Annotated in this window: 12 protein-coding genes; 7 read left to right on the forward strand and 5 right to left on the reverse strand. The window is 65.9% G+C overall.

Annotated features, from left to right (window positions below):
* The 3 genes from FHW83_RS04485 to FHW83_RS04495 are packed head-to-tail and all read left to right on the forward strand — an operon-like array spanning position 1 to position 3,769.
* On the forward strand, positions 1–1,368 hold the full coding sequence (locus tag FHW83_RS04485; RefSeq protein WP_176645164.1) for an HlyD family type I secretion periplasmic adaptor subunit: 1,368 nt from the start codon (positions 1–3) through the stop codon (positions 1,366–1,368).
* On the forward strand, positions 1,369–2,685 hold the full coding sequence (locus FHW83_RS04490; protein ID WP_373997165.1) for a TolC family outer membrane protein: 1,317 nt from the start codon (positions 1,369–1,371) through the stop codon (positions 2,683–2,685). It begins immediately after the preceding gene.
* A gap of 7 nt (positions 2,686–2,692) precedes the next feature.
* Positions 2,693–3,769 carry an acyltransferase gene (locus tag FHW83_RS04495; RefSeq protein WP_176645165.1) on the forward strand — a complete coding sequence of 359 codons (1,077 nt, stop codon included), beginning with the start codon at positions 2,693–2,695 and terminating at the stop codon, positions 3,767–3,769.
* Here FHW83_RS04495 and FHW83_RS04500 read toward each other — a convergent pair.
* On the reverse strand, positions 3,766–4,647 hold the full coding sequence (locus tag FHW83_RS04500; RefSeq protein WP_176645166.1) for a sulfurtransferase: 882 nt from the start codon (positions 4,645–4,647) through the stop codon (positions 3,766–3,768). The genes FHW83_RS04495 and FHW83_RS04500 overlap by 4 nt on opposite strands.
* Positions 4,648–4,735: 88 nt before the next feature.
* Here FHW83_RS04500 and FHW83_RS04505 point away from each other — a divergent pair, with 88 nt between their 5' ends.
* Together FHW83_RS04505 and dnaE are read left to right on the forward strand one after the other, a co-directional pair.
* Entirely contained in the window at positions 4,736–4,960 is a 225-nt protein-coding gene (locus FHW83_RS04505; protein WP_176645167.1) for a ParD-like family protein, read from the forward strand.
* A gap of 116 nt (positions 4,961–5,076) precedes the next feature.
* Entirely contained in the window at positions 5,077–8,619 is a 3,543-nt protein-coding gene (dnaE, locus tag FHW83_RS04510) for a DNA polymerase III subunit alpha (RefSeq protein ID WP_176645168.1), read from the forward strand.
* Between the two features lie 80 nt (positions 8,620–8,699).
* Here the strand turns inward: dnaE and FHW83_RS04515 are convergent, their stop codons facing one another.
* Positions 8,700–8,933, reverse strand: coding sequence for a DUF6139 family protein (locus FHW83_RS04515; protein WP_176645169.1), 234 nt, complete (start codon positions 8,931–8,933; stop codon positions 8,700–8,702).
* A gap of 42 nt (positions 8,934–8,975) precedes the next feature.
* On the reverse strand, positions 8,976–9,929 hold the full coding sequence (locus FHW83_RS04520) for a VirK/YbjX family protein (protein ID WP_176645170.1): 954 nt from the start codon (positions 9,927–9,929) through the stop codon (positions 8,976–8,978).
* A 232-nt stretch (positions 9,930–10,161) separates the two neighbouring features.
* Here FHW83_RS04520 and FHW83_RS04525 point away from each other — a divergent pair, with 232 nt between their 5' ends.
* Both FHW83_RS04525 and FHW83_RS04530 read left to right on the forward strand, forming a co-directional pair.
* On the forward strand, positions 10,162–11,787 hold the full coding sequence (locus tag FHW83_RS04525) for an ATP-binding protein (RefSeq protein WP_176645171.1): 1,626 nt from the start codon (positions 10,162–10,164) through the stop codon (positions 11,785–11,787).
* Positions 11,774–12,379 (forward strand): response regulator transcription factor, encoded by a 606-nt coding sequence (locus FHW83_RS04530; protein WP_229224018.1) that lies wholly within the window; start codon positions 11,774–11,776, stop codon positions 12,377–12,379. Before FHW83_RS04525 ends, FHW83_RS04530 begins: the two co-directional genes overlap by 14 nt.
* A 92-nt stretch (positions 12,380–12,471) precedes the next feature.
* Here the strand turns inward: FHW83_RS04530 and FHW83_RS04535 are convergent, their stop codons facing one another.
* Both FHW83_RS04535 and FHW83_RS04540 read right to left on the reverse strand, forming a co-directional pair.
* The gene (locus FHW83_RS04535) at positions 12,472–13,551 is read right to left on the reverse strand and encodes a glycosyltransferase family A protein (protein WP_176645172.1); all 1,080 of its coding nucleotides are present in this window, start codon (positions 13,549–13,551) and stop codon (positions 12,472–12,474) included.
* Positions 13,548–14,360 (reverse strand): glycosyltransferase family 2 protein, encoded by an 813-nt coding sequence (locus tag FHW83_RS04540; protein ID WP_176645173.1) that lies wholly within the window; start codon positions 14,358–14,360, stop codon positions 13,548–13,550. The genes FHW83_RS04535 and FHW83_RS04540 overlap by 4 nt, the downstream gene beginning before the upstream one ends.
* Positions 14,361–14,400 lie beyond the last annotated feature (40 nt).

The following is a 14,400-nucleotide window of genomic DNA, read 5'->3' on the forward strand; positions in this document are numbered from 1 at the left end:
ATGGCAGGCAATCTCATTAAAAAGCCGGAGCAGCCGGCAACCGATGTCATTTCGCATGACGTCACGCCACTGGAAGTGAATACCGACGCCGGCGCCTACGCCAAGGTCGGCTGGACCGTGGTGCTGGGCGGCGTGCTGGGCTTCCTGTTGTGGGCCAGCTTCGCGCCGCTGGACAAGGGCGTGCCCCTGTCCGGCTTCGTATCCAAGGAAACCAACCGCAAGACGGTGCAGTACCTGAGCGCCGGCACGGTGCAGGACATCCTGGTGCGCGACGGCGACGTGGTCAAGGCCGGCCAGGTGCTGGTGCGCATGAACGATGTGCAGGCCAGCTCGGCCATGAACACCACGCTGGCGCAGTACATCGTCAGCCGCGCCGCCGAAGCGCGCCTGACGACCGAGCTGAAAGGCGGCAAGACGGTGCCGTTCCCGCCGGAACTGGAACCGTACAAGAACGATCCGCGCGTGCAGGAAAACATGGAACTGCAACGCCAGCTGCTGAGCTCGCGTCAACTGGCGCTGGAAAGCGAACTGGCCGCCATGAGCGAAAACGCCGCCGGCCTGAGCGCGCAAATCCAGGGGCTGGACGAATCGCGCGAAAGCAAGAAGGCCCAGCTGAGCTTCCTGAAGGAAGAACTGGACAACAGCCGCGACCTGGCCAAGGAAGGCTACATCCCGCGCTCGCGCCTGCTGGAACTGGAGCGTACTTACGCCCAGGTCAGCGGCGCCATCTCGGAAGACGTCGGCAACCTGGCGCGCGCCCGCCGCCAGGTGGCGGAAAGCAATCTGCGCCGCACCCAGCGCCTGCAGGAGTACCAGAAGGAAGTGCGCAGCCAGCTGTCGGACGTGCACAAGGAGGCCGAATCGCTGGCCGGCCGTTTGCAGGGCCAGCAGTATGAGGTGGCCGCGGTGGAAGTCAAGTCGCCGGTCGATGGCGTGGTGGTGGGCAGCAATGTGTTCACCAAGGGCGGCGTGGTCTCGCCAGGCGCCAAGATGATGGAAATCGTGCCGACCGGGGACGCGCTGGTGGTGGAAGGCCAGCTGGCGGTCAATCTGGTGGACCGCGTGCACGTGGGCCTGCCGGCCGAGCTGATCTTCTCGGCCTTCAATACCAACAAGACGCCGCACATCCCGGGCGAGATCATCCAGGTGGCCGCCGACCGCACCGTGGACGAGCGCAACGGCCAGCCCTACTACAAGGTGCGCGCGCGCGTGACGCCCGAAGGCGCCAAGCTGATTGCCGCGCACAAGCTGAACATCGTGCCCGGCATGCCGGTGGAACTGTTCGTGAAGACCGGCGAACGCACCATGATGAGCTATCTGCTGAAGCCGGTCTTCGACCGCGCCAAAACGTCGATGTCGGAGGACTAAGTGTTCAAGCCATCCAAACTGTTGCCGCTGGCGGCGGGCTGCATGCTGTTGTGCGCCAACGCCTCGGCCATGAGCCTGATGCAGGCCTATGAAGCCGCGCTGAAAAACGATCCGGTCTACCGCTCCGCCTTCTATCAGGCGGAGGGCGGCAAGGAAAACCGCATCCTCGGCCGTTCGTCGCTGTTGCCGAGCGTGTCGATCAACTACAGCGGCAGTCAGAACCGCAATACCATCGAGTATTTCGGCAAGACCCAGGCGCAGGACTACAACTCGCGCAACGCCACGGTGCAGGTGCGCCAGCCGCTGTTCAGCGTGGATGCCTGGTCGCGCTACAAGCAGGGCAAGGCGCAAAGCGAACAGGCCGAGGCGCAGTTCGCCTCGCAGAACCAGGAAGTCATCATGCGCGTGGTCAGTTCCTACCTGGAGGCGCTGCTCAAGGAAGACCAGCTGGCGCTGGCCCGCACCGAGCGCGACATGTACGCCGAGCAGATGAAGGTCAACGCCCTGCTGTACAAAAAAGGCGAGGGCACCCGCACCGACGAGCTGGAAACGCGTTCCCGCCTGGACCTGGCCGAGGCCTCGGTGCTGGAAGCGGAAGACGCGCTCAAGACGGCGCTGGATACGCTGTCTGGCGTAGTGGGCGAGGATGTGAAGGGACTGGACCACCTGCGTCCCGGCTATCAGGTGTCCAATGCCGACCTGCAGCCTTACGAGGAGTGGAAAAAAACCGCGCTGGCGCAGAATCCCGACATCCAGGCCCTGGCCAAGGGCGTGGAGGTGGCCAGCCAGGAAATCAACAAGCAGCGCGCCGGCCACTTTCCGCGCCTGGACCTGACCGCCACCTATGGCAAGCTCGATTCCGACACCACCAGCACGATTGATGAAAAAACCAAGGTGCGCAGCGTCGGCTTCCAGTTGACGATTCCGCTGTACCAGGGCGGCGCGGTGAGCGCGGCCACGCGCCAGGCGGCCGCCAACCGCGGCAAGGCGCAGGCTGATCTCGAGGCTGAAATCGACAAGAGCCTGGTGGAATTGCGCCGCAATTACAACCAGGTGACCAGCAGCGTGGCGCGCATCAATGCCTTGCTGCGGGCGGTGGAATCGGCCAAGCTGCTGATCACCGCCACCGAGCAGAGCATCAAGGGCGGCGTGCGCATCAACCTCGACCTGCTGACCGCGCAACGCCAGCTGGTCACCGCCCAGCGCGACCTGGCGCAAGCCCGCTATACCTACATGCTGGCCGCGTTGCGCCTGCGGTCCGAAGCAGGGGTGCTGTCGGCGGAAGACGTGCGCCTGCTGGCGGCGCATTTCGAATAAGGCCGCGATGCAGCCCGCGCGCCAGAGCAAACTGCTGGGACTGGAAATCCTGCGTTTCATTTCCGCGATCGCGGTGTTGTTCTGGCATTACCAGCACTTCGCCTTCGTGGCCGACAAGCCGGTGGATTTCGTCACCGAGGCGCAGCCGCTGTACGGGCTGTTCCTGGTGTTCTACCGCTACGGCTTTTACGGCGTGCAGGTGTTCTGGTGCATCAGCGGCTTCATCTTCTTCTGGAAATACCGCACGGCGATCGCCGACGGTGCGATCGGCGCGGGCAAATTCTTTGTGCTGCGCTTTTCGCGCCTGTATCCGCTGCATTTCGCCACCATGATCCTGGTGGGCTTGCTGCAACTGATGTACTTCGCCCAACGCGGCTACTACTTCGTCTACCAGCACAACGACCTCAAGCACCTGATCCTGAACCTGTTCCTGGCCAGCCATTGGGGCTTGCAGGATGGTTACAGCTTCAACGCGCCGATCTGGTCGATCTCGGTGGAAGTGCTGGTGTACCTGCTGTTCTTTGTGGTGCTGCGCCTGCTCGGCCGTTCGGTGTGGGTGAGCGCGGCTGTGCTGCTGGCCTGCACGCTGGCCAAATGGCAGTGGGGCAACCAGGTGCTGCCTGCGGTGGACGCGGTGGCGTATTTCTTCGCCGGCGGCATGGCGGCGATGGCCTATGGCCGCTGGTGGTCGTCGCGCGCGCTGAATTATGCGTTGCTGGGTGTGGTGCTGGCCGCGCCGGTGGGTTTGTATCTGGCCAATCGTCCGCACGACCAGGTCGCACCGATGTTCCTGCTGGCCTATTTGCCGCTGCTGCTGTTCCTGCTTGCGCGTGACCTGCGCGTGCCGCCGCGCTGGCAGCAGGGGATCGAAGCGGCCGGCAATATGACCTATTCCAGCTACCTGATCCACTTCCCCATCCAGCTGGCGCTGGCGCTGGCGTGCAATGCGCGCGGCGTGGCGATTCCTTATCGCAGCGTGGGTTTCTTTGCCCTGTTCATGAGCCTCACCCTGGTGGCCGCCTATTTCCTGTATCGCTGGTTCGAACTGCCGGCGCAGGAGCGCCTGCGCCGGCAAATGCTTTAGTTCTTCTTGCCGTAGCAGTGCGGGCACGATTCGCCCACCACATACTCCGGCGACAGTTGCTGGCGCGGGGTGACCACGGCGCGGCAGTTGAAGCACTGGGCGGTCTCGGTCGGCTCCAGTTTCGGATTGAGGGCGGTGCGGTAGTCGAACACGAAGCAGTCGCCGGTGTAGTGGTCGCCGCCGACCTCCTCGAAGTACTTGAGGATGCCGCCCTCGAGCTGGTAGACGTTGTCGTAGCCGATGTTCTGCATGTGGATCGCGGCTTTTTCGCAGCGGATGCCGCCGGTGCAGAAGGTCACCACGGTCTTGCCGGCGAAGTCGTCCTTGTGGGCGGCGATCACTTCCGGGAATTCGGTGAACTTCTTGATGCGGTAGTCGACCGTGTTGTCGAAGGTGCCGACGTCCACTTCGAAATCGTTGCGGGTGTCGACCATGACCACCGGCTTGCCGTTGTCGTCGACGCCGTTGTCGAGCCAGCGCTTGAGGGTCTTGGCTTCCACGAACGGCGCGCGGCCTTCTTCCGGCTTGATCAGCGGCATGCGCATGGTGATGATTTCTTTTTTGATCTTGACCAGCATGCGCTTGTGCGATTGCTCGGCCGAGAAACTTTCCTTCACTTCCAGGTCGGCAAAGCGGGCGTCGCTGCGCACCCAGGCCATGAACTCGTCGATATTTGCGCGCGGACCGGACAGGAACATATTGATGCCCTCCGGGGTCAGCAGGATGGTGCCCTTCAGGCCCAGGCGGTTGCAGATGTCCTGGTATTGCGGGCGCATCTCTTCGGTGTTGTCGAAGGTGACGAATTTGTAGGCGGCGATGTTGACGTGCGGAGCAACGCCAGCATGCGCTTCAGCTTGTAAAGCAGTATTAGCTTGCATGATGGTGAGGAACAAAAAAGGGAAAGGCGACATTATACGCGTTCCAGTGCTAAGATTCTTACCACAATTGTGGTAATCGGAGGCAGCGATGGCGGGAAGTACCTCGATCCGTATCAGCCAAGAGCTGTATGAGCAAGCCAGGCAGGATGCTGCTATAGAGCATCGCTCCATCGCGGGGCAAATCGAATTCTGGGCAAGAGTGGGGCGCGCCGCGCTCGACAATCCGGATTTGCCCGTGACGTTCATTGCGGAGTCACTGGCTTCGATGTCCGAGCCAAGGGAGGACGCCCAGCCCTTTTGTGCCGCGCAGTAGCCGGCGCAAATAATGTGGTAAGTCCGGCTATGAAGCGTGGGGGCTGAATCAGATTGATCGGTATGGCCGGCTGCGCGGTAAAATAGGGGGTTATTGATCCAGTATTGAACCCGCCTATGAACATGGTAGCAAACCAACAAGAAATGACCCGCACTGCAGTCGTACCCGCGGGACCGTCTTTCGTCCATTTGCGGGTGCACTCGGAATATTCCATCGTCGACGGCCTGGTGCGCATCGACGACCTGGTCAAACAGGCCGCCAAGGACCAGCAGGGCGCGCTGGCGGTGACCGACCTGGCCAATATGTTCGGCATGGTGAAGTTCTACAAGGCCGCGCGCGGCAAGGGCATCAAGCCGGTGGTGGGCGTCGACTGCTGGATCACCAACGACGAGAACCGCGACAAGCCATCGCGCCTGATGCTGTTCGCCAAGAACCGCATGGGCTATCTGCAGCTGTGCGAGCTGCTGTCGCAGGCCTGGCTCACCAACCAGTACAAGGGCCGCGCGGAGATCCGCACCGAGTGGCTGCAGGAACTGACCGCCAAAAGCTACCCGCTGCTGCCGGACGACTCGCCCGCCAACGGCCTGATCGCGCTGTCCGGCGCCCACTTCGGCGACATCGGCATGGCCATCGAGAACGGCAACCCGGCGCTGGCCGAGGCCAACGCGCGCAAGTGGGCGCAGCTGTTCCCCGGCCATTTCTACATCGAGATCCAGCGCGCCGGCCAGCCCAACCAGGAGATGCAGGTGCGCCACTCGGTGGCGCTGGCGTCCAAGCTGGGCCTGCCGGTGGTGGCGACCCACCCGGTGCAGTTCATCTCGCGAAACGAGTACATCGCCCACGAGGCGCGCGTGTGTATCGCCGAGGGCGAGATGCTGGCCAACGCCAAGCGCGTCAAGCGCTTCAACGAGCAGATGCGCTTCCTCACCCAGGCCGAGATGGGCGAGCTGTTCCACGACCTGCCGGCCGCGCTGCAAAACTCGGTGGAGATCGCCAAGCGCTGCAACCTGACCCTGACGCTGGGCAAGCCGCAGCTGCCGAACTTCCCGACCCCGGGCATGACCATCGATGAATTCCTGGTGGCCGAGACCAAGAAGGGCCTGGAGGAGCGCTTGATCCAGCTGTTCCCCGATCCCGAGCGGCGCGAGAAGGAACGCCCGCGCTACGAGGCGCGCCTGGAATTCGAGAACAACACCATCATCAAGATGAAGTTCCCGGGCTACTTCCTGATCGTGGCGGAGTTCATCCAGTGGGGCAAGAACAATGGCGTGCCGATCGGCCCGGGCCGGGGTTCGGGCGCCGGCTCGCTGGTGGCGTACGCGCTGAAGATCACCGACCTCGACCCGCTCAAATACAATCTGCTGTTCGAGCGTTTCCTGAACCCGGAACGGGTCTCGATGCCCGACTTCGACATCGACTTCTGCCAGGAGAAGCGCGAGCTGGTGATCCAGCACGTGAAGGACCTGTACGGCCGCGACGCGGTGTCGCAGATCGCCACCTTCGGCACCATGGCGGCCAAGGGCGCGATCCGCGACGTCGGCCGCGTGATGGACTTCGGCTACAACTTCTGCGACGGCGTCTCCAAGCTGATCCCGTTCAAGCCGGGCAAGCCGGTGTCGATCGCCGAGGCGATCGAGGAGGAGCCGATGCTGAAGGAGCGCCAGCAGAACGAGGAGGAAGTGGCGCAGCTGCTGGACCTGGCGCAGCAGGTGGAGGGCATCACCCGCAACATCGGCATGCACGCCGGCGGCGTGCTGATCGCGCCGGGCAAGCTGACCGACTTCTGTCCGCTGTACACCCAGTCCGGCGATTCCGGCGTGGTGTCGCAGTACGACAAGGACGACGTCGAAGCCGTCGGCCTGGTGAAGTTCGACTTCCTGGGCCTGACCACGCTGACCATCCTCGACCGCGCGGTGCGCTACATCAAGGCGCTCGATCCGGCCGAGGCCGACTTCGACCTGGCCAAGCTGCCGCTGACCGACCGCCCGTCCTACGACCTGCTGACCAAGGCCAAGACGGTCGCCGTGTTCCAGCTGGAGTCGCGCGGCATGCAGGGCATGCTGAAGGACGCGCGCCCCGACCGCTTCGAGGACATCATCGCGCTGGTGGCGCTGTACCGTCCGGGGCCGATGGACCTGATCCCGGACTTCTGCAAGCGCAAGCACGGCGAGAAGTTCGACTATCCCGATCCGCGCACCGAGTCGATTCTGTCCGAAACCTACGGCATCATGGTGTACCAGGAGCAGGTGATGCAGATGGCGCAGATCGTCGGCGGCTACTCGCTGGGCGGCGCCGACATGCTGCGTCGCGCCATGGGCAAGAAGAAGGCCGAGGAGATGGCCGAGCACCGCGCCATCTTCCGCGCCGGCGCCGCCAAGGACGGCCTGTCGACCGAGAAGGCCGACGAGATCTTCGACTTGATGGAGAAGTTCGCCGGCTACGGCTTCAACAAGTCGCACGCGGCCGCCTACGCGCTGCTGTCGTACCACACGGCCTACCTGAAGGCGCACCATCCGGCCGCGTTCATGGCGGCCAATATGTCGCTGGCCATGGAGGACACCGAGAAGGTCAAGATCCTGGTCGAGGACGCGATCGACGTGTGCGGCCTGACCATCCTGCCGCCGGACATCAACAAGTCCGACTTCCGCTTCGTGCCGGACGGCCCGCCGCCCTCGGTCAGCGGCAAGAAGGTGACGCAGATCCGCTATGGCCTGGGCGCCTGCAAGGGCGCCGGCCAGAACGCGATCGAGGCCATCATCGCCGCGCGCACGGCGGGCGGGCCGTTCACCAGCCTGTTCGACTTCTGCAAGCGGGTGGACAAGAAACAGATCAACCGCCGCACCATCGAGTCGCTGATCCGCGCCGGCGCCTTCGACTGCTTCGGCGTCGACCGCGCGGTGCTGCTGGCCTCGGTCGGCTTCGCCATGGAATACGCCGACCAGCAGGCCAAATCGGCCAACCAGGTCAGCCTGTTCGGCGGCGACGACAGCGATCTCGAGCCGCCGCCCGATTATGTCAAGGCGGCGCCGTTCACCGACCGCCAGAAGCTGGCCGAGGAGAAGATCGCGCTCGGCTTCTACCTGTCCGGCCACATGTTCGATTCCTTTGCCGGCGAGGCGCGCCGCTTCGCCCGCACCAAGCTGGCCGATCTGGAGCCGTCGCGCGATCCGCGCATCCTGTGCGGCGTGATCACCGGCATCCGTCCGCAGATGACCCAGCGCGGCAAGCTGCTGATCGTCACGCTGGACGACAAGAGCGCGGTGGTGGAGGTGACCGTGTACGCCGAGGTGTTCGAGGAACACAAGCACATGTTCAAGGAGGATGAATTCCTGGCGGTGATCGGCAAGGTGTCGGAGGACCGCTTCTCGGGCGGCCTGCGGATCTCGGCGGAGAAGGTGTTCGACATCATCAGCTCGCGCGTCAAGCACGGCAAGCAGCTGGCCATGGCCCTGCCGACCACGGTCGACGCGAAAAAGGTGGCCGAGGTGCTGGCGCCGTACCGCCAGGCCGACGGCCTGCCGATTTCCGCGCGCATCCAGCCGCAAGGCGTCAGCTGCGTGCTGCAGCTGGGCGAGGCGTGGCGGGTGGCGCCGTCGGACGAGTTGCAGCTGGCGCTGCGGCAGGTGCTGGGCGCGAAGGAAGTCGCGGTCGAATACTAGCGTCGTCCCGGCGCAAGCCGGGACCCATGCCGGGTCGGCGTTCCACGGGCCCCGGCTTGCGCCGGAGCGCCGGCGGCGCGTCAGAACTGCGCGCCGACGCCGGTGATGGCGTAGCCCTTGGCGCCGATCTGCGCCAGCGGCCGTTCGATATGGTATTTGGGGAGTTCGTCGCGGTCGTCGTCGACTTCCACGTGCTGGGCCTCGGCGTGCCAGTCGGTGTTGGTGGCCTCCTCCGGTATCGGCTTGCCTTCCGGTACCGCCAGGTAGCTGTGCTTGCCCTGTGCTTCATCTCGGCAATAAATATCCACGCGCATGGTATTTCTCCTCGGACGAAAAGCCCATGGTACCGGATTTCTTTACGCTAGTGCGTACTTATCCGCGTCCACCGCCGCCGCCGGCGCCAGCCTGGGCACGGCCGCCATGCGCGGCGCGTGCAGGCTGACCGCCAGCGCCTGGGCCAGCTCGCACAGCGTCTCGTGGCGCTTGCGTGCCTCCGAGCGCTTCCTGGAGGCGATCGCCTCCAGGTCCGGTTCGCGGATCGGCTCGCTGGCGAGCTGGTAATCGCCGTCGGCGCGCGGCGTCGCGCCCAGTTCCCGCCACAGGCAGTCGTAGTCCGCGTGCACCTTGCCCTGGCGGGTGGCGCCGCACACCACGCGGTTGCGGTTGCTCACCAGCCGCAGCGCCACGCAGCCGTGGTCGTGGGCGATCTGGCTCAGCAATTTCACCATCAGGTTCTTCGGGCGCAGGCCGTGCAGTTCGCGCGTGGCGTCCTTGATCAGTCGCAGGCCGTGTTCGCCGCGCGGGCCCTGCATGCAGCCTATGCCCAGCAGCATGCCCTGTTCGCCGTCGACGAAGGAGAACGCGCAGCTGTACACCAAGTCGCTTCCCTGCAGCAATTGCAGCACCAGCTCGCCCTCGCGCTCCATCGGCTCGATCGCGCGCAGCTGCAGGCGGTAGGGCAGGCCGCCCTTGCCGGCGACGCTGGCCAGCGGCACGGGGGCGCGCGCGGCGCGCACGGTCAGCGGGCCCAGTCCCAGGCGCAACACGTGACGGTAGTGCGCGCGCAGCAGGGCCACCCGTTCGCGGCAGGGCATGGTGTTACTCAGGTAGGGGCGGTAGATCTTGTACACCAGGCGCGGGCGGGTTTGCATCAGCTCGCCGAACATGGGGTGCGAATTCAGCAGTTGCAGCCAGGCGCAGGTGGCGCGGCGGTGCAGGGCGGCGCGCAGCGCCAGTTTGAGCGTCTCGCGCAGGTGCTTGAGGCCGGTAAAGCCCGCCGCGCCGGCGCGGATGGTGATGGACTGCGACATTGGAACTCTTCCAAAAGGTGGCCTTGTGGGCGAGCCGCGAGTGTAGTGTTCATGTAACGCAATGTAAATTGGGGTAAAGATCTACGGATTTCCCGTAATAATTGCCGCTTAGATAATTCGACTGTTGTATAGAGGGGATGCGGTGGCGCTAAGGGTTACTCGTACTGCGAAAAGCAATGCAAGATGAGCTGGGGCAACGCATAATGATACATTGCGATACAAGCCGGCCCCTATGACAGCCTCGCCCCAGCCCCGTTACCTGGTATTCCCGGCGTTCGTCGCCCTGTACCTGCTGTTTGACTGGGCCACCTACATCGATCCGCTGTACGGCTTGAACATCACGCCGTGGAACCCGGACCCCGCGCTGGGCCTGGTGTGCTGGCTGGCGTACGGCTGGCGCGCGGCGCTGCCGTGGTGGATCGCGCTGGTGCTGGCCGAGATGGTGGTGCGCGGCATGCCGGCCGGCCTGCCGCTGACCCTGCTGCTGTCGCTGTGGCTGACGGTGGGCTACGGCCTGATCGGCGAGGTGCTGCGCCGCACCTTCGGCGGCGGCGGCGTGTTCGACAGCCGCAAGAGCCTGTTCCGGTGGGTGTTGATCCTGACCGTGGGGGCGCTGCTGAACGACGTGGTGTACATGTCGCTGCTGTCGCTGGCCGGGCTGATCCCGCCGGGCGAGTGGGCGGCGGTGGTGCTGCGTTTCGGCATCGGCGACATGGTGGGCATGCTGGTGTCGATGCCGCTGGTGTGGATGCTGTCCAGCGCGCAGGGGCGGCGGCGCCTGCGGGCCGCGGTGTGGCGCTACGAGACGCTGGGCTACCTGGCGCTGGCGATCGTCGTGCTGACGCTGGTGTTCGGCACCATCGCCACCTCGGAGTTCAAGCATTTCTACTTCCTGTTCCTGCCGGTGATCTGGGCGGCCTCGCGCCAGGGCGTGTATGGCACGGCGCTGATGGTGTTCGCGCTGCAGCTGGGCATCGGCGCGCTGGTCAAGTGGAACCACGCGGTCAACATCGAGGTGCCGGAGCTGCAGATGCTGGACGCCATGCTGGCGCTGGTGGGCTTCTCGATCGGCATCGTGGTGGACGAGTTGCGCCAGGTGTCGAACGATTTGAGGCAGTCGCTGCGGCTGGCGGCGGCCGGCGAGATGGCGGCCGCGCTCGCGCACGAGCTGAACCAGCCGCTGACGGCGCTGGGCGCGTACGGCAAGGCCTGCGAATTCCTGCTCGAGCGCCACGATCCGGGGCCGGACGGCGCGCTGCTGAAGAACGCCATCCAGCGCATGATCGCCGAATCGGGGCGGGCTGCCGACGTGGTGCGGCGGCTGCGCGACTTCTTCCGCACCGGCGCCATGAAGCTGGAGCCGGTCGACGCGGCGCAGCTGGTGTCCGGCGTCGGCCAGCAGTTTTACGTGCAGCTGCGCGCGCACGGCGTGACGCTGCGGGTGGAGGACATGCCGCCGCTGGCGGTGCTGGCCGACCGCCTGCAGCTCGAGCTGGTGCTGCGCAACCTGCTGGCCAACGCGCTGGACGCGGTGCAGGAGCGGCCCGAGGGCGCGCGCCGCATCACGGTGTCGGCCCAGCGGCTCGACAGCAAGCGCCACGGCAAGGGCGGCTGCCTGCAGCTGACGGTGGAGGACAGCGGCCGGGGCGTGTCGGACGAGCTGGCGGCGCGCCTGTTCGAACCGTTCGTCTCGTCCAAGGCCAGCGGCATGGGACTGGGCCTGGTGCTGAGCCGGGCCATCATGGAAGCGCACGGCGGCTCGCTCTGGGCCGAGGTGGGCGATCACGGCATATTCAGGATGGCGCTGCCGTTGGCGCGCCCCGTAGTGGAAGGGCAGGAGAACTATGTTGCAGCATGATCTAACCGTATTCATTGTCGACGACGACCCGGCCGTGCGCGACGCGCTGGGGCTGTTGCTGGGCGTGCGCGGCTACCGCACCGCCGTGTTCGCGAGCGCCGAGGCCTATCTGCAGGGCTGGCAGGCCGGCTGGAGCGGTTGCCTGCTGGTCGACATCCGCATGTCGGGCATGGACGGGCTGAGCCTGCAGCGCGAGCTGCGCGCGCGCGGCTGCCGCATGCCGGTGGTGGTGATGAGCGGCCATGGCGACGTCAGCATGGCGCGCGCGGCGTTCAAGGCCGACGCCGTGGACTTCCTGGAAAAGCCGTTCGACGACGCCAAGCTGATCGCGGCGATCGACGAGGCCTTGGCGCGCGCGCGCGCCAACCAGAGCGAGCAGCAGCGGCGCACCCGCAGCGCCAACCTGCTGAGCGAGCTGACGCCGCGCGAGCGCGAGGTGATGGAGCTGGTGGTGCTGGGGCGCCACAACCGCGACATCGGTCCGGCGCTGGGGATCAGCGTGCGCACGGTGGAAGTGCACAAGGCGCGCCTGATGAGCAAGCTCGGGGTCGACAACGTGGCCGACCTCGTGCGCATCAGCATGCTGGAATAATCCGGGGTCAGGTCCTCCATTTCTACACGAGCCCAACCGTAGCCGAAGCTACGGTTGGGCTCGTGTAGAAATGGAGGACCTGACCCCGGAGTTCAGCGCGGCAGGGCGCGCGTGCGCGCGAGCCGCTGCCACAGCTTGAGCTTGCGCACCGCGCTTTGCTGGAGGTGGAACCAGCGGCTGCCGTCCAGCGCGCGCCGCACCTGGCGCGCGGTGCGGGCGTCGTGTCGGCCGGCGCCGGCCATGTCGGCCAGTACCTGCCGCGGCGGCGCGAACAGGCTGTCGAGGAAGATGGCGCGCACCTTGCCGCGCACGGCGTCGCCCTTGGCCGCCGGCAGCTGGTAGGAGTTCTTCACCAGGCCGATGTAGAAGTGGCACGCCGCCACGTCGAACTGCGCGCGCACCGCCGCGCTCACGCCGGCGCGCTCGAAGTGCGGCTTGACCGCCGCCAGCGCCGAGGCGAAATCCACGCACCACTGCTCGCTGATCACGCGCGTGATGCTGACCGGGTGCTGGCGGTACGCCAGCAGCACGTGCGGCAGATACACCAGGCTGCGGCAGCGCTGCAGCAGCCGCGGCACCACCGCCACGTCCTCGAACAGCCGGCGCGACGGGAACAGCGGCATCGCCTCCTGCGCGTAGATCGCGCGCCGGAACACCTTGCACCACACGTACATGTGGCGGTCGCGGAAGAAGGCGGTCAGGATCGCGTCCTGACAGGTGATGGTCTGCTCCGGCGCGTAGCTCATGTAGACGTCGCGGTCCTTGTCCGGCGCGTCCGGGTGCCAGAAGCGCAGCGCGGTGGCGATCACGTCCGGATGGCGCTCGGCGATCACCCGCTCCAGCGCCTCCAGCGAGCGCGGCAACAGGCGGTCGTCGCTGTCGACGAACAGGATGTACTCGCCCCGCGCCTCCCGCAGCGCGCGGTTGCGGGCGTCGGCGATGCCCTGGTTGGCCTGCTCCACCAGCCGGATCCGCAGCCGCGGATGGGCCGCCTGCACCGCCCGCACGCGCGCCACGGTGGCGTCGGTGGAGCCGTCGTCCACCACGATCAGCTCGTGGCGCGCGTGCATCTGGGCGACGATGTGCTTGAGGCAGTCGGTGATGAAGCGCTCGACGTTGTAGCCCGGCACCAGGATGCTCAGCAGCGGCGCCTCCGCCGGCCGCGGCGTCATGCGCGCAGCCCCTTCACCGCCAGCACGGTGCGGTCGGCCGCGCGCCGCAGCACGGTGGCGCGGTTGCTGCTTTCCTGGTCGCGCGCGTTCTCGCGGTGCCACAGGTGGATCACCTCGGTGGCGTAGGCGCCGTCCTTGCGCATCACGCCGGCGTTGAACAGGCGCACCACCAGGTCGGAATCCTCGTGGCCCCAGCCGAGGAAGCTCTCGTCGAAGCCGTTGACCAGCTCGAGGTCCGAACGCCACACGGCCAGGTTGCAGCTCTTGATGCGGCGCCAGGTGAAGCGGCGGCTGGTGCGCCCCACGTCCGGCAGCGTGAACAGCAGCGGCAGCACCTTGTTGAGGGCGCCGCTGCGGCGCCACGCCAGCTTGTCGGCCAGGCTCAGCGCCTGCAGGTCGAGGCGCTGGCCCAGCACGCGCGCCGTGGCTTGTTCGCTGAGCAAGATGCGGCTGCCCTGCACCAGGTGGCCGCGTTGCGCCAGCTTGCGGTGCTGGCTGATAAAATTCCGCTGCGGCACGCAATCGCCGTCGAGGAAGATGATGTACTCGCCGCGCGCGTCCAGCGTGCCCAGGTTGCGCGCGCGCGCGGCGCGGAAGCCCAGGTCCTCCTGCCACACATGGCGCAGCGGCACCGGCGCGCGCGCCCGCAGCGCGGCCACGGCCTGCCGCGTGTTGTGGCCGGAGCCGTCATCAGCGATAATGATTTCGAACCCGAGGTCGTCCTGCGCAAAGCAGGCCTCCACGACGGCGGTCAGCGCGTCCGGCCGGTTGTAGGTGGTGATGACGACGGATATGAGAACGGATGACATAGCGAACGGTAGCGGATTGCTCTTTTGCAATAAATGATAA

The organism is Duganella sp. SG902 (genome assembly GCF_013376005.1).
Lineage (GTDB): Bacteria > Pseudomonadota > Gammaproteobacteria > Burkholderiales > Burkholderiaceae_D > Rugamonas.

What these genes read in the sequence shown, in the direction of transcription:
- FHW83_RS04485 (WP_176645164.1), top strand. Translation starts at nt 1, where the DNA reads ATGGCAGGCAATCTCATTAAAAAGCCGGAGCAGCCGGCAACCGATGTC.
- FHW83_RS04495 (WP_176645165.1), top strand. Translation starts at nt 2,693, where the DNA reads ATGCAGCCCGCGCGCCAGAGCAAACTGCTGGGACTGGAAATCCTGCGT.
- FHW83_RS04500 (WP_176645166.1), bottom strand. Translation starts at nt 4,647, where the DNA reads ATGCAAGCTAATACTGCTTTACAAGCTGAAGCGCATGCTGGCGTTGCT.
- FHW83_RS04505 (WP_176645167.1), top strand. Translation starts at nt 4,736, where the DNA reads ATGGCGGGAAGTACCTCGATCCGTATCAGCCAAGAGCTGTATGAGCAA.
- dnaE (WP_176645168.1), top strand. Translation starts at nt 5,077, where the DNA reads ATGAACATGGTAGCAAACCAACAAGAAATGACCCGCACTGCAGTCGTA.
- FHW83_RS04515 (WP_176645169.1), bottom strand. Translation starts at nt 8,933, where the DNA reads ATGCGCGTGGATATTTATTGCCGAGATGAAGCACAGGGCAAGCACAGC.
- FHW83_RS04520 (WP_176645170.1), bottom strand. Translation starts at nt 9,929, where the DNA reads ATGTCGCAGTCCATCACCATCCGCGCCGGCGCGGCGGGCTTTACCGGC.
- FHW83_RS04525 (WP_176645171.1), top strand. Translation starts at nt 10,162, where the DNA reads ATGACAGCCTCGCCCCAGCCCCGTTACCTGGTATTCCCGGCGTTCGTC.
- FHW83_RS04530 (WP_229224018.1), top strand. Translation starts at nt 11,774, where the DNA reads ATGTTGCAGCATGATCTAACCGTATTCATTGTCGACGACGACCCGGCC.
- FHW83_RS04535 (WP_176645172.1), bottom strand. Translation starts at nt 13,551, where the DNA reads ATGACGCCGCGGCCGGCGGAGGCGCCGCTGCTGAGCATCCTGGTGCCG.
- FHW83_RS04540 (WP_176645173.1), bottom strand. Translation starts at nt 14,360, where the DNA reads ATGTCATCCGTTCTCATATCCGTCGTCATCACCACCTACAACCGGCCG.